Source organism: Mitsuaria sp. PDC51 (assembly GCF_900113225.1).
GTDB lineage: Bacteria > Pseudomonadota > Gammaproteobacteria > Burkholderiales > Burkholderiaceae_C > Roseateles.
In genome coordinates, this window is record NZ_FOZE01000001.1 from 588,048 (window position 1) to 608,123 (window position 20,076).

At 71.4% G+C, this 20,076-nt stretch carries 18 protein-coding genes; 8 read left to right on the forward strand and 10 right to left on the reverse strand.

The window, feature by feature from the left end:
- Window positions 1–8 precede the first annotated feature (8 nt).
- Window positions 9–2,270, forward strand: a complete 2,262-nt coding sequence (locus BM393_RS02655; RefSeq protein WP_091721427.1) for a xanthine dehydrogenase family protein molybdopterin-binding subunit — start codon at window positions 9–11, stop codon at window positions 2,268–2,270.
- A 29-nt stretch (window positions 2,271–2,299) separates the two neighbouring features.
- Here BM393_RS02655 and leuD read toward each other — a convergent pair whose 3' ends face one another.
- Genes leuD through BM393_RS02670 form a run of 3 tightly spaced genes read right to left on the reverse strand, consistent with a single transcriptional unit; the run spans window position 2,300 to window position 5,567 of the window.
- Window positions 2,300–2,938 (reverse strand): 3-isopropylmalate dehydratase small subunit, encoded by a 639-nt coding sequence (leuD, locus tag BM393_RS02660; protein ID WP_091721430.1) that lies wholly within the window; start codon window positions 2,936–2,938, stop codon window positions 2,300–2,302.
- Window positions 2,935–4,500 carry a 3-isopropylmalate dehydratase large subunit gene (gene leuC / locus BM393_RS02665; protein WP_091721434.1) on the reverse strand — a complete coding sequence of 522 codons (1,566 nt, stop codon included), beginning with the start codon at window positions 4,498–4,500 and terminating at the stop codon, window positions 2,935–2,937. The genes leuD and leuC overlap by 4 nt, the downstream gene beginning before the upstream one ends.
- Entirely contained in the window at window positions 4,497–5,567 is a 1,071-nt protein-coding gene (locus BM393_RS02670) for an alpha/beta fold hydrolase (protein WP_091724960.1), read from the reverse strand. Before BM393_RS02670 ends, leuC begins: the two co-directional genes overlap by 4 nt.
- A 158-nt stretch (window positions 5,568–5,725) precedes the next feature.
- Between BM393_RS02670 and BM393_RS02675 the strand changes: the two genes are divergently transcribed.
- The 5 genes from BM393_RS02675 (at window position 5,726) to BM393_RS02695 (ending at window position 11,163) form a co-directional block, all read left to right on the forward strand.
- Window positions 5,726–6,637 carry a LysR family transcriptional regulator gene (locus tag BM393_RS02675; RefSeq protein WP_091721439.1) on the forward strand — a complete coding sequence of 304 codons (912 nt, stop codon included), beginning with the start codon at window positions 5,726–5,728 and terminating at the stop codon, window positions 6,635–6,637.
- Between the two features lie 229 nt (window positions 6,638–6,866).
- Window positions 6,867–8,258, forward strand: coding sequence for a cytochrome ubiquinol oxidase subunit I (locus BM393_RS02680; protein WP_091721443.1), 1,392 nt, complete (start codon window positions 6,867–6,869; stop codon window positions 8,256–8,258).
- Window positions 8,255–9,271, forward strand: coding sequence for a cytochrome d ubiquinol oxidase subunit II (locus tag BM393_RS02685; RefSeq protein WP_091721447.1), 1,017 nt, complete (start codon window positions 8,255–8,257; stop codon window positions 9,269–9,271). The genes BM393_RS02680 and BM393_RS02685 overlap by 4 nt, the downstream gene beginning before the upstream one ends.
- Window positions 9,272–9,471: 200 nt before the next feature.
- Window positions 9,472–10,134, forward strand: coding sequence for an amino acid ABC transporter permease (locus tag BM393_RS02690; RefSeq protein WP_091721452.1), 663 nt, complete (start codon window positions 9,472–9,474; stop codon window positions 10,132–10,134).
- Window positions 10,135–10,236: 102 nt separating this feature from the next.
- Window positions 10,237–11,163 carry a DMT family transporter gene (locus tag BM393_RS02695; RefSeq protein WP_254783182.1) on the forward strand — a complete coding sequence of 309 codons (927 nt, stop codon included), beginning with the start codon at window positions 10,237–10,239 and terminating at the stop codon, window positions 11,161–11,163.
- A gap of 12 nt (window positions 11,164–11,175) precedes the next feature.
- Here the strand turns inward: BM393_RS02695 and BM393_RS02700 are convergent, their stop codons facing one another.
- On the reverse strand, window positions 11,176–11,394 hold the full coding sequence (locus BM393_RS02700) for a hypothetical protein (protein WP_091721456.1): 219 nt from the start codon (window positions 11,392–11,394) through the stop codon (window positions 11,176–11,178).
- Window positions 11,395–11,573: 179 nt separating this feature from the next.
- Here BM393_RS02700 and BM393_RS02705 point away from each other — a divergent pair, with 179 nt between their 5' ends.
- On the forward strand, window positions 11,574–12,257 hold the full coding sequence (locus tag BM393_RS02705) for an ion channel (RefSeq protein ID WP_091721459.1): 684 nt from the start codon (window positions 11,574–11,576) through the stop codon (window positions 12,255–12,257).
- A 54-nt stretch (window positions 12,258–12,311) separates the two neighbouring features.
- Here BM393_RS02705 and BM393_RS02710 read toward each other — a convergent pair whose 3' ends face one another.
- The 6 genes from BM393_RS02710 to BM393_RS02735 form a co-directional block, all read right to left on the reverse strand.
- Window positions 12,312–13,508: a hypothetical protein gene (locus tag BM393_RS02710; protein ID WP_091721462.1), complete on the reverse strand. Its 1,197-nt coding sequence runs from the start codon at window positions 13,506–13,508 to the stop codon at window positions 12,312–12,314.
- Window positions 13,509–13,575: 67 nt separating this feature from the next.
- Window positions 13,576–14,754, reverse strand: a complete 1,179-nt coding sequence (locus BM393_RS02715; RefSeq protein WP_091721467.1) for a glycerophosphodiester phosphodiesterase — start codon at window positions 14,752–14,754, stop codon at window positions 13,576–13,578.
- A 222-nt stretch (window positions 14,755–14,976) separates the two neighbouring features.
- Window positions 14,977–15,927 (reverse strand): DUF2145 domain-containing protein, encoded by a 951-nt coding sequence (locus tag BM393_RS02720; protein ID WP_254783183.1) that lies wholly within the window; start codon window positions 15,925–15,927, stop codon window positions 14,977–14,979.
- Entirely contained in the window at window positions 15,924–16,418 is a 495-nt protein-coding gene (locus tag BM393_RS02725) for a hypothetical protein (RefSeq protein ID WP_254783184.1), read from the reverse strand. The genes BM393_RS02720 and BM393_RS02725 overlap by 4 nt, the downstream gene beginning before the upstream one ends.
- Window positions 16,419–16,479: 61 nt before the next feature.
- Window positions 16,480–17,067, reverse strand: coding sequence for a hypothetical protein (locus BM393_RS02730; protein WP_141225210.1), 588 nt, complete (start codon window positions 17,065–17,067; stop codon window positions 16,480–16,482).
- A gap of 186 nt (window positions 17,068–17,253) precedes the next feature.
- Window positions 17,254–19,329: a CocE/NonD family hydrolase gene (locus BM393_RS02735; RefSeq protein WP_091721474.1), complete on the reverse strand. Its 2,076-nt coding sequence runs from the start codon at window positions 19,327–19,329 to the stop codon at window positions 17,254–17,256.
- 310 nt (window positions 19,330–19,639) lie between these two features.
- Between BM393_RS02735 and BM393_RS25570 the strand changes: the two genes are divergently transcribed.
- On the forward strand, window positions 19,640–20,065 hold the full coding sequence (locus tag BM393_RS25570; protein ID WP_175538162.1) for a response regulator transcription factor: 426 nt from the start codon (window positions 19,640–19,642) through the stop codon (window positions 20,063–20,065).
- Window positions 20,066–20,076 lie beyond the last annotated feature (11 nt).

Consider the following 20,076-nt stretch of genomic DNA (forward strand, 5'->3'; position numbering starts at 1 on the left):
AGCCTCCCATGCGCCCCATGTTCCAGTACCTCAGCGGTGAACTGCCCGCGGCCTTGGCCGAGGCGCCCGAGTCCCCGGCCGCGCCGGGCGAGGGCGGCCTCGGTCGCCGCGTCTTCCTCAAGCTGGGCCTGGCCGTCGGCTTCGCGCTGTACGCGGCGCCCGGCGGCGCGCAGGACGCGTCGGTGGGCGGCTCCGCGCCGGGCGCGCCGGAGCCGCTCAAGCCCTTCCAGCAGCCGTCGGCCTTCGTCGCGATCGACGCGGACGGCATCGTCACCGTCACCATCGGCAAGATCGACTTCGGCCAGGGCGTGCAGACCGCGCTGCCGATGCTGGTGGCCGAGGAAATGGACGCGGACTGGAGCAAGGTCCGCTGCGAGCTCGCGCCGGCGGGCGAGGCCTACAAGGATCCGTTCTTCCACATCCAGATGGTGGGGGGCTCGACCAGCATCAAGGCGTCCTGGCAGCAGTACCGCGAGATCGGCGCCCGCATGCGCGCGATGCTGGTCGCCGCCGCGGCGAAGCAGCTCAACACGCCAGCCGCGCAGCTGCGCACCGAGTCGGGCAGCGTCGTCACGCCGGACGGCCGTCGCCTGGGGTATGGCGCGCTGGCGCAGGCGGCCTTCGCCGAGCCGGTGCCGGCGTCGGTGGCGCTCAAGGATCCGTCGCAGTTCAAGCTGATCGGCAAGCCGGTCAACCGGCTCGATGCGCGCGCCAAGTCCAGCGGCCGCCAGGACTTCGGCATCGACCTGCAGCTGCCGGGGCAACGCACCGTCGTCATGGTCCATCCGCCGGTCTTCGGCGGCCGCGTCGCGCGCTTCGACGCGGCGCCGGCGCTCGCGGTGCCGGGCGTCGAGGAGGTGCTGCAGGTGCCGCTGAGCGGCGGCGCGACCGGCCTGGCCGTCGTGGCCAACGGCTTCTGGCCGGCGCGCAAGGCGCGCGAGCTGGTCAAGGTCGAGTGGGACCTGAGCGGGGTGGAGCGCGTCGACAGCGCGGCGCAGCTGGCGCAGTTCCGCGCGCTGGCCAGGCAGCCGGGCATCGCGGTCCAGCGGGCCGACACCGCGGCGCTGACGGCGAAGCCGGCGCCGGCGCTCATCACCGCCGAGTTCACCTTCCCCTACCTGGCGCACACGCCGATGGAGCCGCTGAACTGCACCATCGACTTCCGGGGCGATCGCTGCACGGTGTGGGTCGGCTCGCAGTTCCAGACGGTGGACCAGGCGCAGGTCGCCGGCGTGCTGGGGCTCAAGCCGGAGCAGGTCACGCTGCACACGATGACCGCCGGCGGCGGCTTCGGACGGCGGGCGACGCCGACCTCGGACTATGTCGTCGAGGCCGCGCAGGTGGCCAAGGCGCGCCATGCCGCGGGCAAGCCCGGGCCGGTGAAGATGATCTGGACGCGCGAGGACGACGTGCGCGGCGGCTACTACCGCCCGACGCACCTGCACCGCGTCGAGATCGCGCATGACCGGCAGGGCGGGGTGCTGGCCTGGAAGCATGTGATCGTGGGCCAGTCCATCACCATGGGCACGCCCTTCGCGGACTTCATGGTGAAGAACGGCGCGGATGCGACGATGACCGAGGGCGTGGCCGAGAGCGCCTATCCCTTCCCGATCGCGCTGGAGGTCCATCACCCCAAGGCCAACGTGCCGGTGCTGTGGTGGCGCTCGGTGGGGCACACGCACACCGCCTTCGTGATGGAGACACTGGTGGACGAACTGGCGCGCGCCGGCAAGCTCGATCCGGTGGCCTACCGGCGGCAGCTGCTGGCCAAGCATGCGCGCCATCTGGCGGCGCTGGACCTGGCGGTGGCGAAGTCGGGCTACGGCAAGGCCACGCTCGCCAAGGGACGGGCCTGGGGCGTGGCGGTGCATGAGTCCTTCAACACGGTGGTGGCCTATGTCGTCGAGGTCTCGATGAAGGGCGGGCGGCCGGTGCTGCACCGGGTCACGGCGGGGGTGCACTGCAACCTCGCGGTGAACCCGCGCACGATCGAGGCGCAGGTGCAGGGCGCGCTGGTGATGGGCATCGGCATGACTTTGCCCGGTGCGGCGATCACGCTGAAGAACGGCGAGGTCGAGCAGAGCAATTGGCATGACTACCGGGTGCCCATCCATGTGGACGCGCCGCCGGTGGACCTGCACATCGTGCCTTCCGCGGATCCCCCGACCGGCATGGGCGAATGCGGCGTGCCGCCGATCGCGCCCGCGATCGCCAACGCCGTGGCGGCGCTCACCGGCAAGCGCTGGCGCAGCCTGCCGTTCCCGGCTTGACTGCGGCCTGACTTTTCCATCGAAGGGCTTCAGCGGCCACCGCCGCTGGCCCGGGCCACGTCCTTGAGCCACGGTTGCGCCGCCCAGTGCGCGGCCGCGAAGGCCTCGATCCGATCGCGGTAGGTCATCGAGAGCCCGATCGCATCGAGCCCCTCGAGCAGCATCCGCTGGTGCCGCGGCAGCATCTCGAAGCGCGCCTCGACGCCCCCGGCGCTCCGCAGCGTGAGCGTCTCCACATCGATCTCGACGGTGTTCCGCGGCACCGCGTCCGCCTCGTCCATGAGCCGGCGCACCTCGGCCTCCGGCAGCGTCACCAGCAGCAGCCCGTTCCCCATCGCATTCGAATAGAAGATCTCGCCGAACCCCGGCGCGACGACAGCGCGGATGCCCGCCTGCTGCAGGCCCCAGACGGCGTGCTCGCGGCTGGACCCGCAGCCGAAATTGTTGCCGCCGATGAGCACGGACACCCCGGCGTAGGCGGGCTGGTTCAGCACGAAGCCGGGCCGCTCGCGGCCCTCGCCGTCGAAGCGCAGGTCGTGGAACAGGCCCTGGCGCAGCCCCTGCTTGTCGATGCCGCGCAGGAACTGCTTGGGCATGATCTGGTCGGTGTCGAGGTTCTCCAGGCGCAGGGCCGCGCTGCGGCCCTCGATGCGGCGGACGGGATTCATCGCGGGCTCTCCTTGCCGAGGACGGGCGGCAGTCGGCGGACATCGGTCAGGCGGCCGGTGACCGCGGCGGCGGCGGCCATCGCCGGACTCATCAGGTGGGTGATCGCGCCGCGCCCTTGCCGGCCCTCGAAGTTGCGGTTGGTCGTCGAGGCGCAGCGGATGCCGTCGGCAAGCACGTCGTCGTTCATCGCCAGACACATCGAACAGCCGGGCTGGCGCCATTCGAAGCCCGCGTCGAGGAAGACGCGATCCAGGCCTTCCGCCTCCGCCATCGCGCGCACCGCGCCGGAGCCCGGCACCACCATCGCGCGCACGCCCGGCGCGACGCGGCGGCCGCGCAGCACGGCGGCGGCGGCGCGCAGATCCTCGATGCGGCCATTGGTGCAGGAGCCGATGAAGACATGCTGGATCGGCGTGCCCGCCAGCGCCGCGCCGGCCTCGAGCCGCGTGTAGCGCAGCGCGCGTTCGGCGCTGTCGCGCGCCGGGCCGACGGCCATCCGGGCCGGGTCGGGCGCGTGGCCGTCGATCGGCGCGACCTGGTCGGGACTGGTGCCCCAGGTGACCTGCGGCCCGATGTCGGCCGCGTCGAAGCGGTGCTCGGCATCGAAGCGGGCGCCCGGATCGCTGCGCAGCGTGCGCCAGCGCGCGAGCGCGGGCTCGCGCCATTCGCCGGCGAGGTCGGGACTGCGGGCCAGCACGTAGTTGATCGCCGTCGCGTCGGGCGCGATCAGCGCGCCGCGCGCGCCGGCCTCGACGGCCATGTTGCAGAGCGTGAAGCGCGCCTCGACGGACAGCGCGTCGATCGTCGTCCCGCAGAACTCGACCACGTAGCCGCGCGCGCCCTGCGCGCCGATGCGGCCGATGATCGCCAGCACCAGGTCCTTGGCCGTCGTGCCCGCGGGGAGGGGGCCGTCGACGCGGATCCGCATGTCCCTGGCGACCCGGTAGACCAGCGTCTGCGTCGCCAGCACATGCTCGACCTCGGTGGTGCCGATGCCGAAACCCAGCGCGCCGAGCGCGCCATAGGTCGTGGTGTGGCTGTCGCCGCAGATGACGACCATGCCGGGGCGGATCATCCCGTGTTCCGGCGCGACCACGTGCTCGATGCCCTGCAGCGCGTCGGTCGTGTCGAAGAGGCGGATGCCGTGACGGTCGCAATTGGCCTTGAGGTTGCTCGCCTGCAGTGCCGAAGGCGGGTCGGCGATCACGCGCAGGGCCGATGGCACCGCATGCGTCGGGATGATGTGGCTCACCACCGCGACCTGCTGTCCCGGCATCGGCACGCCGCGGCCCTGCTCACGCAGGCCGGTGAAGGCCTGGGGGCTGGTGTACTCGTTCATCAGGTGCAGGTCGCAGAACAGCAGCACGTTCTGCGCGTCGAGCGTCGCCACCGTGTGGCTGTCGACCAGCTTGCGGTAGAGCGTGCGCGGCGGGGCGTTCGAGGGCTTGGGATCGGGCGTCGCGACGGGCGAGCCGCTGACGGCCTTTGCGTCCGCGGCGTCAGTGGCGTCAGCAGCGCCCGTGGCGCGGATCGCGCCGGTCACGGCGTTGATGGCGGTCATGGCTGGCGCTCCTCTTCGGCGGCGATGTCGCGGTCCTGCGCGGTGAAGAAGGGCAGGACCCGATCGAGCAGCGCCTGCGGCGCTTCCTCGGGGATGTAGTGGCCGCAGGGCAGGGCCTCGCCGCGCAGGTCCGTCGCCAGCGGTCGCCACAGCGCCAGCGGATCGAAGCAGCGATGCACGACACCGTGCTCGCCCCACAGCGCCAGCAGCGGCATGGTGAGCCGACGTCCGGCGTCGCGGTCCTCGCGGTCGTGGACCAGGTCGATGCCGGCGCTGGCGCGATAGTCCTCGCAGAGGCCGCGGGCGGTGCCCGGCAGTGCGAGGCAGCGCTGATACTCCGACAGGGCCAGCGGATCGAAGGGCGCCAGGCCCGCGCTGCGGCGGCCCATCACGTCGCGGACATAGGCGGCGGGATCGGCCTCGATGAGGCGCTCGGGCAGCGGTGCCGGCTGGATCAGGAAGAACCAGTGCCAGTAGGCGCGCGCGAAGGCGTCGTTGGCGCCGGCGTACATGTCCAGGGTCGGCGCGATGTCCAGCAGCGCCAGCCGACGCACGGCCGTCGGGGCGTCCATCGCGAGCCGGTGGGCGACGCGCGCGCCGCGGTCGTGCGCCAGCACGTCGAAGCGCGGGTGACCGAGCGCCCGCATCACCGCCAGCATGTCGGCCGCCATCGTCCGTTTGCTGTAGGCGGATGCGTCGGTCGCCGAGCCTGGTGCCGACGCCGACGCCGATGTCGATGTCGATGTCGACGCCGATGTCGATGTCGATGTCGATGTCGACGCTGGCGGCTTCGATGAATCGCCATAACCGCGCAGGTCGGCGGCGACGACGGTGAAACGCTCCGCCAGCGCCGGCGCGACCTTGTGCCAGATCGCGCGCGTTTGCGGATGGCCATGCAGCAGAAGCAGTGGCGGGCCCGAGCCGCCGACGGTCGCTTCCACCTGCACGCCATTGGCGGTGGCAACGCGAATGTGGTGGAAGCCGGGGAACAGCGCGTCGAGCGCGCCGCGGCCGGCGATGGTTTCCGGCGCTCCGGTGAAGGCCGATGAAGCCGGTGGGGTGTCCATGACGGGGAAGGGCGGCATGCGGTCTCCAGAGGGGGTCGCCGTCGAGGATTGACGGTCGACGGGCAGCGGTCGATGGTCCATGTCGGCCCCGATTCTGGAAGTGAATCGCAGGCACATAATTTCCGGTTTGGAAGTTCTTTCATTCCTGGAGTTCATTAATGGACGGCTTCTCCGACCTGGCCTTCTTCGCGCTGTTGGTGAAACAGGGCAGCCTGGCCGCCGCGGCGCAGCAGATGGGCGTCACGCCGCCGGCCGTCAGCAAGCGGCTGGCCGCGATCGAGCGCCGGCTGGGCGTCCAGCTGCTGCAGCGGACCACGCGCCGCATCGGCCTGACGCCGGAGGGCGAGACCTACCTCGTTGACGGCGCGCGCGTGCTGGAGGAACTCGAGGCGCTGGAGCGCACGGTGGCCGGGAGCCGGGCGGCGCCGAAGGGGCTGCTGCGGGTGTCGGCGAGTTTCGGCTTCGGTCGCAAGCATGTGGCGCCGGCGCTGTCGCGCTTCGCGCGGCAGTTCCCGGACGTGGAGGTGCAGCTCGAACTCACCGACCGGTCGGTCAACCTGATCGAGCAGGGCGTGGACCTGCAGGTCCTGGTCGGCACGCCGCCGGATGCGCGCCTGACCGCGCGGTTGCTGGCGCGCAACCGTCGCGTGCTGTGCGCCGCGCCGGCCTACCTCAAGCGCGCTGGCGAGCCAGCGACGCCGCGCGAGCTCGCGCGACACGCCTGCCTCTTCATCCGCGAGAGCGACGAGACCTTCGGCACCTGGCACTTCCAGCAGGGAGCGCGCAAGGAGACGGTGAAGGTGCGCGGACCGCTGGCGGCCAACGACGGCGAGAGCGTGCTGGCCTGGGGTCTGGATGGGCACGGCGTGCTGATGCGCTCGCGGTGGGAGGCGGCGCCGATGCTGCGCTCGGGGCGGCTGCGGCCGCTGCTGATTGACTGGGAACTGCCGCCGGCGGACATCCACCTGATTTATCCGCCGCGCGCGCAACTGGCAGCGAAGACGCGCGCGCTGGTGGACTTCCTGATGGCGCGCTTCGAGCCGCATCGCGACGGCGACGGAGGTTGGTGACGCGGGACGAGACCCCTCACCCCTCCCTCTCCCCCGCCGGGGGAGAGGGTGTTCCACCGAGCGTGTGCTGAAGAAGCCACTGCGCCTGCGGACTCCCTCTCCCGCTTGCGGGAGAGGGCTGGGGTGAGGGCCAGCGGCCTTGGCATGAGGGCAATTTGTCCTAGGGCGATCTGTCCTAGGACGATCTGTCCCTTCCTTGCGATCGCGCAATGCCCAACACTGCGCGGCCATGGACCCGTTCATCCTGGCGCGCATGCAGTTCGCGCTCAACATCACCTTCCACATCCTCTTCCCGACGATCACCATCGCACTGGGCTGGGTGGTGCTCTTCATGCTCTGGCGCTGGCGGCGCAGCGGCGAGGCCGCGTGGCTCGCGGCCTACCAGTTCTGGACCAAGGTCTTCGCGCTGAGCTTCGCCCTCGGCGTGGTCAGCGGCGTGACGATGAGCTTCCAGTTCGGCACGAACTGGCCCGGCTTCATGGAACGCGCCGGCAACATCGCCGGCCCGCTGCTCGGCTACGAGGTCCTCACCGCGTTTTTCCTGGAAGCCGGCTTCCTCGGCATCATGCTGTTCGGCCGCGAGCGCGTCAGCCCGCGCCTGCACTTCATCGCCACAGCCACGGTCGCCTTCGGCACAACGCTGAGCGCGTTCTGGATCCTCAGCCTCAACTCCTGGATGCAGACTCCGGCCGGCTACGAGATGCGCGACGGCATCCTGCATGCGGTGGACTGGTGGGCGGTGATCTTCAACCCCTCCTTCCCCTACCGGCTGGCCCACAAGCTGCTCGCCTCCGGGCTGACCGTGGCCTTCCTGCTCAGCGGCCTCAGCGCCTGGCAGATGCTCAAGGGCGTCGAGCGGGCGGAGACGCGGCGGGTGATGCGTCTCGGGCTGACGCTGGGCGCGGTGCTGATCCCGCTGCAGATCCTGGCCGGCGACCTGCATGGCCTCAACACGCTCAAGCACCAGCCGGCCAAGATCGCCGCGATGGAGGGCATCTGGCACACCGAGCGCGGTGCGCCGCTGCTGCTGTTCGCGCTGCCCGACGAGCAGGCGAAGGAGAACCGCCTGGCCATCGGCATTCCGCGCCTGGCCAGCCTCATCCTCACCCACGACGCCGACGGCGAGATCCGCGGCCTGGATCAATTCGAAGGCGCGCATCCGCCGGTCAAGCCGCTGTTCTTCGGCTTTCGCGTGATGGTGGGCATGGGCGTGCTGATGCTGGGCTTCGCCTGGGGCGGCTGGTGGCTGTTCCGCCGCTCGGGCTGGCGGCGCCTGCCGCGCGCCTGGCTGTGGGGCCTGTCGCTGATGAGCTTCTCCGGCTGGATCGCGACCGTCGCCGGCTGGTACGTCACCGAGATCGGCCGGCAACCCTTCATCGTCCACGGCCTGCTGCGGACGCAGGAGGTGGCGGCGCACAACCCCGGCTCGATGATCGCCGCGTCGCTGGCCGGCTACGCTACCGTCTACCTGGCGCTGCTGATCGCCTACGTCGCCGCCATCAAGCGGATGGCGGAGAAGCGTCCCGCCGATGCGCCCGCGCACCTCGGACAGGACGATCCGCAGCCCGGCAGCGCCTCGCACGGCGCCGGCATTCCCGTCATCTCGAGGACCTTCGCATGAACGCGCTCGCCGCAACGCCACTGGTCGAGGGCAGCGTGCTGCCGGTGATCTTCATGGCCCTGATGGGCGTGTCGCTGCTGCTCTACGTGGTGCTGGACGGCTACGACCTGGGCGTCGGCCTGCTGACCGCGGTGGCGCCGGAGGCCGACCGCGACCGGATGGTCGCGTCGATCGGACCGTTCTGGGATGCCAACGAGACCTGGCTGGTGCTCGCTGTCGGGCTGTTGCTGATCGCCTTCCCGAAGGCGCAGGGCGTGGTGCTGACCGCGCTGTACGCGCCGGTCGTGCTGATGCTGCTGGGGCTGATCCTGCGCGGCGCGGCCTTCGACTTCCGCGCCAAGGGCGACCCGGCGCACAAGCGCTGGTGGGATGCCGCCTTCGCCGGGGGCTCGGCGCTGGCCGCGCTGGCGCAGGGCTGGATGCTGGGCCGCTACGTCACCGGCTTCGACGACGGCGCGGGAGCGCGGGTCTTCGCGGCCGGCATCGCGCTGGCGCTGACGGCCTGTTATGCGCCGCTCGGGGCCGGCTGGCTGCTGATCAAGACCGAGGGCGAGCTCCAGCGGCGCGCCGTCGTCTGGGCCAGGCGCGTGTGGCCGGCGGTCATCGCGGGGCTGGTGCTGGTGTCGGTCGCCTCGCCGTGCTTGAGCGGCACGGTGCGGGCGCGCTGGTTCGAGCTGCCGGGGATCATCGCGCTGGCTCCGCTGCCGCTGACGGCGGTGCTCGCGCTCGCGGCCCTGCGGGGATTGCTGAACTCGCATCGCGTGCTGGGCAAGCTGTGCTGGGCGCCGTTCGCGCTGATGGTGGTGGTGCTGACGCTGAGTTTCTTCGGGCTCTCCTACAGCCTCTATCCGTTCGTCGTGATCGACCGGATCACGCTGTGGCAGGCCGCCGCGGCGGACGAGTCGCTGCGTTTCCTGCTGGTCGGCGCGGCGCTGACCCTCCCGGTGATCCTGGCCTACAGCCTGTTTTCCTATCGCGTGTTCAAGGGCAAGGTCCGCGCGCTCGCGTACTGACCGCAGGCCTGGCTGTACCGACTCCCTCTCCCGCTTGCGGGAGAGGGAAGGGGTGAGGGTTCCTGCGACGGCCGCTGGCCCTCACCCCCACCCCTCTCCCGCAAGCGGGAGAGGGAGTTCGACAGAGGCGGAGAGGGGGCGAGGAGAAGATGGCAACATCGCCACTTCCGCCGCGAGGCGCGCTGCTCCCGAAGAACTCCATGGATCTCCCGTCCTTGCTTTCCCTGGCCGAGATGGCCTGGCCGGTGCTCTTGAAGGGCACCGGCTACACGCTCCTATTCGCGGTGATGGCGATGATCTTCGGCCTGCCGCTCGCGGGACTGATCACGCTGGTGCGCGTGCTGCGCGTGCCGGTCCTGGACACGCTGATGGCGGTCTACGTGAGCGCGATGCGCGGCACGCCGCTGCTGGTGCAGGTGTTCATCGTCTACTACGGCCTCCCGAGCATCGGCATCGAGTTCTCCCCGCTGGTCGCCGGCGTGCTGACGCTGACGCTGAACGTGGCCGCCTACATGAGCGAGACGATGCGCGGCGCCATCGGCGCGGTGGAGCAGGGCCAGTGGCTGGCGGGCACCTCGCTGGGTTTGAGCCGCCATCAGACGCTGCGTTTCGTGATCGGGCCGCAGGCGCTGCGCGCGGCGGTGCCCAGCCTGTCCAACAGCCTCATCTCGCTGATCAAGGACACCTCGCTGGTGTCGGTGATCGCGGTCACCGAGCTGATGCTGGCCACCAAGGAGTTGATCTCCACCACCTTCCAGCCCTTCCCGCTCTACATGGCGGCCGCGGCGATCTACTGGCTGCTGAGCTTCGCCTTCGAGCAGGTGCAGAAGTGGATGGAGAAACGGATGGCCTATCCGCATTGAGGCTTGGCGCTCACCGCTCACCGCGGCATGCCTTCCGGCACCCCTCGCGGCACGGGCGCGCATCGCCCGGCCCGTGACGCCGAACGCCGATAGTTCCCACCCATGAGCGCCGCCCCGATGACCCATGCCCCTTCGCATCTCTCCACCCACCTGCGCCTGGTCGGCATGGCGGTGCTGTGGGGCGCGTCCTGGCCGTGGGGGCGGGTGCTGGCGCAGGCGATGCCGCCGCTGGCAGCGGCCGCCTGCCGTTTCCTGATCGCCGGCGCGATCCTGATGCTGTGGCTGGCGAGCACCGGCCGCCTGGCCGCGCTGCGCAGCTGGACGGCCTCGCGCTGGGCCGGCATGGTGCTGGCGGCGAGCTTCGGCGTCTTCGGCTACGCGACCTTCTTCATGAGCGGCCTCAAGCATGTGCCGGCCGGCAAGGGCGCGCTGGTGATCACGCTGAACCCGGTGATCACGCTGCTGCTGGCGGCCTGGATCTTCCATGAGCGGTTGAACAAGCGCATCGGCCTGGGCATGGCGCTCGCGGCGGTGGGCGCGGCCGTCGTGATCACGCGCGGCGAGCCTTGGCATGTGCTGGACGGGCGCGTCGGCATCGGCGAGCTGCTGCTGCTGGGCTGCGTCGGCTGCTGGGTGGCCTACACGCTGATCGGTCGCAAGGTGATGGCCGGCGTCGACGCGCTGACCACCACCGCCGTCACCGCCGCGATCGGCGCGGTGATGCTGCTGGCGCTGACGCTGGCCGTCGACGGCACGGCCGGCCTGGCCGGCGTGCTGGCCGCGCCGCGCAACGCGTGGCTGTGCATGGCGGGCATCACCGTCGGCTCGACGGCGCTGGCCTACGCCTGGTACTTCGACGGCGTGAAGGCGCTGGGCGCTGGCGCGGCGTCCGGCTACATCACGCTGGTGCCGGTGTTCGGCGTCGTGTTCTCGGCGCTGTGGCTGGGCGAGGTCGTGGACGCGTCGCTGCTGGTCGGCGGCACGATGGCGATCGCCGGCACCGCGCTGATGAACCTCGGCCGGCGCTGAGCCGCGGGCCGCTTACTTGCGGCCGGCGCCGAGCAGCACCACGCCGCCCAGCGCGATGGCGGCCACGCCGGCCCACATCGGCACGTTGACGCGCTTGGTCTCCTCGACCTTGAGCTCGATGGGGCCCAGCTTGGCGGCGGTGTTCTCCTTCGTGTACGAGAAGCCACCGTAGACCAGCGCGAGCACGCCCGCTGCGATCAGGATCACGCCCACCCAACGAATGCCACCCATGACGTCCTCCAGTCCTTGCGATAGGGATTGACCGGCGGCCGCGTCGCTTCGCGCCCATCCCGCCGGGGTGGCTCATTGGACCTCAAGCCGGCGGCGGCGCAAGTAGGACGGCACCGCATTCTGGCGACGACGCCGGCCCGAGGCCCGGCTCGCGGCACGCGCCCGTGGAGAATGCGTCGATGCGTGTCCTTCGAGTCCTCGTCCTGACGCGGCGCCATCCGTCCGCCATCCTGTTGCTGGTGCAGTTGCTGGGACTGCTGCTGTATCCGCTGATCGAGTCCAGCCGCGCCGCGCCGCTGGCGCTCAGCGCCTTCGGCATCGTGGTGCTGGTCTTCACCACGCGCATGGTGCGCAGCACGCCGGGGCTGACCTGGCTGAGCGTGACCATCGCGCTGCCGGCGATCGCGCTGTTGCTGCTGCAGGCGTTCCGGGGCATGGACCAGCTGCTGCCGTGGTCCGCCGCGCTGGAGGCGCTGTTCTACTTCTATGCCGCCGCCAGCCTGATCGCCTACATGATGAGCGACTGGCATGCGACCACCGACGAGCTCTTCGCCGCCGGCGCCACCTTCACGCTGCTGGCCTGGGGCTTCGCCCACCTGTTCGTCGTGGTGCAGGCGCTGTATCCGGGCAGCTTCTCGGCGGCGGTGGATCCGCAGTCGCCGCGCACCTGGACCGAGCTGATGTTCCTGAGCTTCGCGCTGCTGTCCAGCACCGGCATCGGCGACGTGATCCCGGTCAAGCCGCTGGCGCGCGCGGTCACGACGGTCGAGATGTTCGTCGGCGTCATGTACCTGGCGGCCGTCGTGTCGCGGCTGATCGGGCTGACGCTGATCCGGCGCCGCGAGCTGTCCGACCTCGACTGACGATCGCGGCCGCGGCTCAGCGCAGCGCAGCGCCGCGGTCGCCGTCGTCGTCGCCTAACGCTTGGCCGGCGGCACGTCGCCGCGCGGCAGCTGATCGGCGCCGGGGGCCTCGGGTGCGCGCGTCGTCAGGTCCTTGGCCCAGGCGAAGCCCTTCTTCGCGACGCCCATGGCCTGGTTGGCGGCCTCGGCGGTGGTGCTGCGGACCTGCTCGGCGCTGGGTAGCCGCTCCTGCGTCCACTGGGCGGCCTTGCGCGCCGCGTCGGCCGCCTGCGTGGCGGCGTCGCCGGCCTGCGCGCGCACCTGGTCGATGGTCGGCAGCTGCTGCTGCGTCCAGTCCGCGGCCTTGCGCGCGGCGTCCCAGGCGGTCGTCGCGGCGGTGGCCGTCGTCGCGCGCACCTGGTCGGCGCTGGGCAGGCGCTGCTGGGTCCAGTCGGCGGCGTCGACCAGCACGGTGCGCACCTGGCCCGCCGCGCCGCCGGCCAGGCCCATGGTCTGGTTCCAGCGCTTGGAGAGCTCGCCCGGCGGCGCGGTGGCGAGCAGCCGCACGACGGTGTCGAGCGCCTCGGCCTCGGCCGGCGTCAGCGGCCCGCCGGCCTCGAGCATGCCGCGCATGAAGACGCCCAGGTCCTTGGCGATGGCGGCATGGTTGCAGTCGGGATTCAGGTGCAGGAACTCGGCGCCCTCGGCCGCCATCGCGGCCAGGTCGCTGCCGCCCAGCCGCGCCTCGACGGCGGCGACGGACTGCTCGACGAAGGCGCGGTTCAAGCCCCAGTCGTCGATCAGGTGGTCGACGAGGTACTGGCGCTCGGCGGCCTCGATGGCGCCGTCGACAGCAGCGAGCCGCAGCGACAGCGGCGCGATCAGGTCGAACAGCGCCAGGCCCAGCGTGTCCAGTGGGGTGTTGAGGTACTTGGGGATCTCGATGACGCGGTCGCCCTTGGTCGAGCTCAGCAGGCGGTACATGCCGTAGCAGGCGCCGCCCGAGGCGAGCGCCGCGAAGGCCACCCAGCCGATCGGCGTGGCCGACGCGCCGAGCAGCGACGCGACCATGCCGGTCTTGGCGACCGCCGCGCCCGCGCCGGCGGCGCCGAGGACGTCCCACACCTCGCGGCCGCGCTTGATCATGCGCAGCGAGGCATAGGCCGCCTCGCCGATGGCGAGCTTGGCCTTGAATCGCAAGGGGTCGGCGACGACCTCGTCGACGCCCTTCAATTCGGGCGGGGGCAGCAGCAGGGGCGCGGGGGCGGACATGCGGGACGGCTCCAGTGGAATGGAGGGAGTCTAGCGAAGTGGCGCGACGCCCCCGCCGCGCCGGTCCTCAGCGCTTCACGTACGCGTCGATCGCCTTGCGCGCCAGGAAGGACTGGTCGCTGAACAGGCCGTCCATGCCGAGCTTGAGGAAGGCATCGATCTGACCGGCGAGGTTGCCGATCGCCGCCGGGTCGTCGCTGCTGTCGAACTCGTTGGGCAGGAAGCTGTTCTCCGCGCGGAAGGTCCAGCCGTGCACGATCAGCCCCGCCGCATGCGCGTCCTTCACCAGCGTCGTCGGCGTGCCCAGGCGGCCGGCCACCAGCGGGATCATCAGGTTGGTGTTGGCGCCGATGCCTTGCGCATAGCTGGAGATCTCGGCCAGGCCGGCCGGCTTGGCCAGGTCGGCGTAGCTGCGCTTGTCGCCGCTGAGCGTGAAGTCGTAGGGCTGGCCCGTGGCGCTGAGCAACTGCACCAGCGGCACGCGCGTCATGCGCTTGAGCTTGCGCAGGTTGCCGACCTCGAAGGACTGGATGAAGACCGCCGCGTCCGGGCCGCGGTAGCCGTACTTGTGGAGCAGGCGCACCAGCGGCTCCTCCAGCGGCTGGCCGATGCCGGCGAAGTAGCTCGGGTGCTTGGTCTCCGGATAGACGCCGATCGGCTTGACCTTGCGGTGGCCCCAGCGGCCGTCGCGGCCGTCGCGGCTGGCCTCCTCGCGGCGGCGCTCGTTGGCCTGCTGCACCAGCTGCAGCACTTCCTCGAAGGTTGGCACCTCGAACATGTCGTTGAAGCGGCTGTTGGCCGGCCGGATCTGCGGGATGCGCTCGCGGGCGCGCAGCGTCTTGAGCTCGGCCAGCGTGAAGTCCTCGGTGAACCAGCCGGTGATGGCCACGCCGTCGATGCTCTTGGTCGTCTTGCGCGAGGCGAATTCAGGCCGCTCGGCCACATCGGTCGTCGCCTCGCGCACCGAGCCGTCCGGATTCAGGATCGCGATCGCGTTCTCGTGGCGCGCCACCAGCACGCCGTCCTTGGTCAGCACGAGGTCGGGCTCGACGTAATCCGCGCCCTGCTCGATGGCCAGCCAGTAGGCGGCCAGCGTGTGCTCCGGCAGGTAGCCGCTGGCGCCGCGGTGCGCGATCAGCAGCGGCTCCTTGGCCCGCGGCGGGTGGTAGGCCTCGTGCGCGCAGGCGGTGGACGCCAGCGAGGCGGCCGCGACGGCGGCGAGCAGGGTGGAACGGAGCAGCTTCATGCGAGGGTCTCCTTCGAGCGGATGGTGTCGTTGGGGCGAGTCACGAAGGTCCGCCAGCGCAGAGGCTGTCGGGCCGATGTGACGGTCGCGTGGTCGAAACGTGAAGCGCTCGAAGGGTAGGCGCTGACGGATGAAGATTTGATGATCTCCCCACCGCGGGAAGTCCCCTGAAACAGGTCTTACAGGGGAGGAGGGCGGGGGAGGGCGCTGAGCGGCTGGCGCTCAGGAGGCCAGGGGCAGGATTTCGTCGCCTGGCGCGGCGCGGCAGTCCGGTGGCAGCGGCTCCCAGCCGCGTCGCACGACGATCTCGCCGCCGGTCGCGCAGAGCTCGATGCGCTGCGCCTGAGGCACCCGCTGGTGGACGAAGGCCTCGAGCGCCGCCGGGGTGGAGACCTTCAGGCGCATCGCGTAGAGGTCATCGAGCGGGTGATCGTCGCTGTGGATCAGCGGCACGAACTGGGCGGCGAACATCATCGCATGCGACGGCACGACCACCGGCGTCGGGTCGTAGCCCAGCGCCCGCAGCGCGCGTTGCGCCTGGGCGCGGTCGGGCGTCGACGCGTCGTCCTCGCGGGGCTGCCAGGCGAAGCCCATCAACTCCGCGACCCACTGGTTGCAGTTCTGGTAGCGCGTGGCGAAGGCATAGGCGCTCGCGCTGTAGCGCGGCGACAGCAACGCGAGCGCCAGGCGGTTGTCCAAGGCGCGCGCGGCGAGCCGGCTGCCGGCCTCGCCAGGCAGGGTCACGATGGCGAGCCGGATCGGCGCGGTCTTGCCCGCGCTCAGCAGGAAGCCGGCCAGGCCCTGGTCGTAGAGCCGGGCCCGTGACTCGTCGCAGGCGTAATACAGCTGGCGCACCGACCAGGGGCTGTTGCGGCTGTCTTTCAGCGCGAGGCCGCTGTGGGAGTACTGCAGTTGGAAGCGGCTCAGGTCGGTGCCGGAGCGCGACACCAGCGCGGCGTCGACGCCGCTGGCCACCAGCTCGCGGCGCGCGACCGCGACGACCTGGAGCTGGCGGTCCTGCTCGGTGGCGGGGACCTCGCCGCCGCGGTCGCAGAAGGTCGCGGCGCGGGCGCTCGTGACGAGCGTGAGTCCGAGGGCCAGCGCGGCCAGCAGGCCGAGGCCGAGGCCGGCCGCGGCGGGGATCGCGGCGCGGCGCGGCCGTCGCGGGGTCACAGGGTCACCGGATGGGATTCCAGTTCGCGGTGCCAGTCGTCGCGCAGCGCCAGCAGGAAGGCCTGGCGGTTCTCGGCGCGGGCGAACTCGTAGCCGTAGTCACGCTGGCGGGCCAGCACATGGTCGCCGACCCGCAGCGGCTGGGCGGCGACGGCCTGCTTGGGCACGTAGAGGAAGAAATCGGTGCCGCCTTCGGCGCGCACCGGCTGCAGGTGCAGGCGCGTCGTGTCGGCGCGGCCGGCGGCATCTTCGACGGCGAGGACCTTGTATTCGCCTTCGGCGACCTTGCGGTCCTTGCTGGAGCTGTCGCTCGACTGGCCGATCGAATCGGACAGCTGCTTCGACGACACCGAGCCGGCGCTGGAGGCCGAGGTGACCAGGCTGTCGGCGCGGGCGGGCGTGGTGATGAGGGCAGTGGCCGCGGCGGCGGCGGCAAGGGCGAGGGAAAAGCGGGAGAGGTGAGAGAAGCTGTGGCGCATAGGACCGTCCATGGGCAAGTCGGTCCGGCCGCGGGAGCAGCCGGACGGCGCAAGCATAGGCGAACGCGCGGAATCAGGTGTTCGGGGCGGCGCACTTCTCGAACACCTCGTCGGGCGCATCGAGCTCCCCGTCGTCTTCCGATCGCTGCAGGCGGGGCGAAGGAGGGGCCGGATGGATCGACTGGAAGAGCACCAGGAAACCCAGGACGCAAGCGTCGCAGGCGCTGGCCAGCGTGCGCAACTCGCCGCCAAGATCGTAGGCACGGCGGGGATCGACGTCGACGTGCAGGGTCACCAACACATGGGCGTCGAGGCAGTCGTCCTCGTAGAACCGGATGCCGGCCGGCCCCTGGCAGATTGGCACTTGCTGCATCCAGAGCACGCCCAGCGCCAGGCGCAGCCGAACATAAGCCTCACGACTGCTGACCTCGTTGCGATTGAAGGCGTGCCGCAGCTGGACGGCGATCGACGCCCAGTCCGGCGTGGCGGCGCTGGGCGCCGGCCGCTCGCTGATCAGATGGATGAGCCGGGAGGCCGGCGACTTCAACAGGTCGACCAGTGGCTCCACCCATGCGTCCCAGGCTTCGCTCGCCCGCATGTCGTCGCCCGCTGGCGTCCGCGTTGGTACCCGGTCCGTCCATGCATTGATCACTGCATTCATCGCCTCGATCCTTTCCAAACTGCAAACCCATCCCGAAGGCCTGCAGTCTGGATCGGCGCGAGGCGGAAGGCACTCCCTCGGAAGAGCGCATCGTCGGGGGATGCCGGTTCGAGTAGGTCGGTCCCCCGACGCATATCGATAGTGGGGATGGACGCCGCGGGGTCAGGGCTCGCCTGACCCGCATGCTCAGTTGAGCTCGCCCGCTGGCACCACCGGCAGCACGACGCTCGACGGCCGCAGCGGGCCTGCGTGGAGGGTCGTGAGGTTGCCCTCGGCCTGGCGCTGCAGCGGCGCCGGCCAGATGCCCTGGGCCTGGTTGCTCGCGCTGATCGCAATGCGCAACCGGTGCCCCGCGCGGATCAGCGCCGCGACCGGGAACACCTCCACCGGCACCAGCATCGGCTCGCCGGCCACCACCGGCAGCATCGCGGCCGTGGTGAACGGGTGCCACGGCTGGATCATCGTGCCGTTGACGAAGCGGGAGCGGCTCGTGTCCACCGCCCGGTGCGCGGCCGACATCAGCCCGTGCGTCAGCGGCTTGACCGTGCCGGTGGCCGGGTCGACATCGTCGATGCGCACCGACAGCGCCGCCTGCGTGCGCGTCGTCGAGATCCAGAGGTCCGCCTGGATCGGCCCGTTCAGGTAGAGGTCCTGCGCCATCGGTGCGGTCTCGAAGACCGCCGCGCCCTGCAGCGACTCGACGCGCGCGCTGTCCGAGTAGCACGGCCGCGGCAGCAGCCCCGCCAGGCCCAGGGTCCACTGCACCTGGCTCGCCGAGCAGTCGCTGTGGTCGCGCACCTGGACGCTCGCGGTGAACAGCGTCCCCAGCGCGGTGCCGCGGGTGGCGGTCGGCGCCGGCGGCTCGGCCAGCGTCCGCCCCGCCGCCTCCGCCGGGATGCGCGCGGCCAGGCTGCCGTCGGGCTGCAGGTACCAGCGCTGCGGCGCCATGCGCGGATGCGGCCAGTCGCTCGCCGTCGCGAAGCGCGGCGTGTCGCCGGCGCCATAACCGTCGACGAACTGCGTCACCGTCGGCAGCGCCTGCGCGCCGGTCTCGCGCCCCTGGAGGTACTGGTCGAACCATTGCAGCAGCAGCGAGGTCGTGCTCGGCGGCCCGAACGACGGCGCGCCGCCATAGCCGCCCATGCCCGCCTGCACGGACTGCAGATGCGCCCCCGGCAGGATCGCCAGCTTGGCCGGCACGTTGCGCTTGAGCTGCTCGTACAGCAGCGGCTGGTCGCGCTGGAAGATGTCCAGCGACGCGCCGACGATGAAGGTCGGCACCCGGATCTTCCCGGCGCTCTCCACCGGCGACCGGCCGGCCCAGAAGCCGCCGTCGTCGGTGGCGATGCCGCTCGCGCCACCGACGAAGCCGTCGAAGGTCGGCGCGTACCAGCCGTCGATCGCGGCGACGTGGTCCGCCGTCGCGGCGTTGATCTGGCTCGCGTACCAGGGATGGAGCAGCAGCTCCGGCGCGTTGGCCACGCTCAGCGACTGGGTCAGCGGCAGCCAGGTGCTCAGGAACTGCGCATTGAACATTCCGCCGGTGGCCGCGACGCCGCGGTAGGCGTCCCCCATCGGCACCTGCGCGAAGGCGGCCTTCACCGCCGGGTGCTGCTGGCCGGCGGTCAGCAGCGCGCTGATGCCGAGGTAGGAGGTCCCCGCCACGCCGATGCTGCCGTTGAAGAACGGTTGCCGCGTCACCCACTCGACCGCCTCGCGGTAGGCCTGCTGTTCCTCCTCGCCGATCAGCTGCGTCACGCCGCCGCTCATGCCGGTGCCGTGGGCGTCGATCGCGACGGTGACATAACCGCGGCGCACCATGAACTGGTCCAGGCCGCCGATCAGCAGCGTGTTGCCGCCAGCCGGGGTGAAGACGCCCAGGAACTGGCCGACATCGATGCGATAGGCCGTCTGCGTCAGCACCACCGGGTAGCGGCCCGACCGGGGAATGCCGAGGAAGTCCGCCGGCATCGACACCAGCACCGCCAGCTGCTTGCCCGACGAGAGCGGGATGAACCGCAGCGGCAGCGTCACGGCGCGCGGGTGGTCGGGAGCGCGGGTGTACGCGGTGGCGGGCCAGCTCGCGCCGGCATTGGCGGTCACCGCCGGATTGGGCGCGGCGAGCGTGCCGCGCGTGCCCAGCGTCGTCGTCTGCGCGACGGCCTGAAGCGCCCCGGCGGCGGCGAGCCCGACCAGCAGCGCGCGGCCGCGCGCGCGCCAGGAACGGTCCGCGCGGCGCGGGGTGGGGTGGGCCTGGGTCATCTCTTGTCTCCGTGATCCCGAGGTCGGGTGGTCGCTGCGGCGACTCTGTGCGAGGCATGAGCCGGCGACTATGCCGGCCGTCGCCGTGGCCGGGACGGAGGGGAAATCAGGAGGGCGGTGGGTATGCGGCTTGCCTCGCCGGGCCCTCGGATGCGCAGGATGTCACGCGACCGCGCCGTCGCGATGTCGGCCTCCGTCGCCGCGCCCGCGCTGTAGGGCATGTCCCTACAGCAGCTGCCGCAAGCGGCGTTCATGGGGAGTGGCAGCCGCTTGCTGGCGCCGGCGGCGACGGAAGCGGACCATGGCGTCCATGAAAGTCGCTGTCATCGAAGACCATGTTCCCGTGCGCCAGCTGCTGGTGCGCCGCGCCCTCAAGCTGGAGGGACTGACGGTCGTCGCCGAGGCCTCCGGCGAGGACGAGGCGGTGGACGCCGTGATGGCCACCACCCCCGACGTCGTCCTGCTGGACCTGCGCCTGGCGCAGGGCAGCGGCCTGTCGGTGCTGACGCGCCTGCGCGGCCAGGCCTACCCCGGCCGCGTCTTCGTCCTCAGCGGCGAATCCTCCGGCGTCGTCGCCGGCCTGTGCCGCCACCGCGGCGCCGACGCCTTCTACGACAAGGCCTTCGATTTCGAGCAGCTGCTCAGCGACCTGCACGAGCTGTGCAAGCGCGGCGCGGCCAACGCTCCCATGCACGCCCCGACCAGCGACGGCCCCCGCGCCGTCGCCGTCGGCTGAGGCCGCGCGAC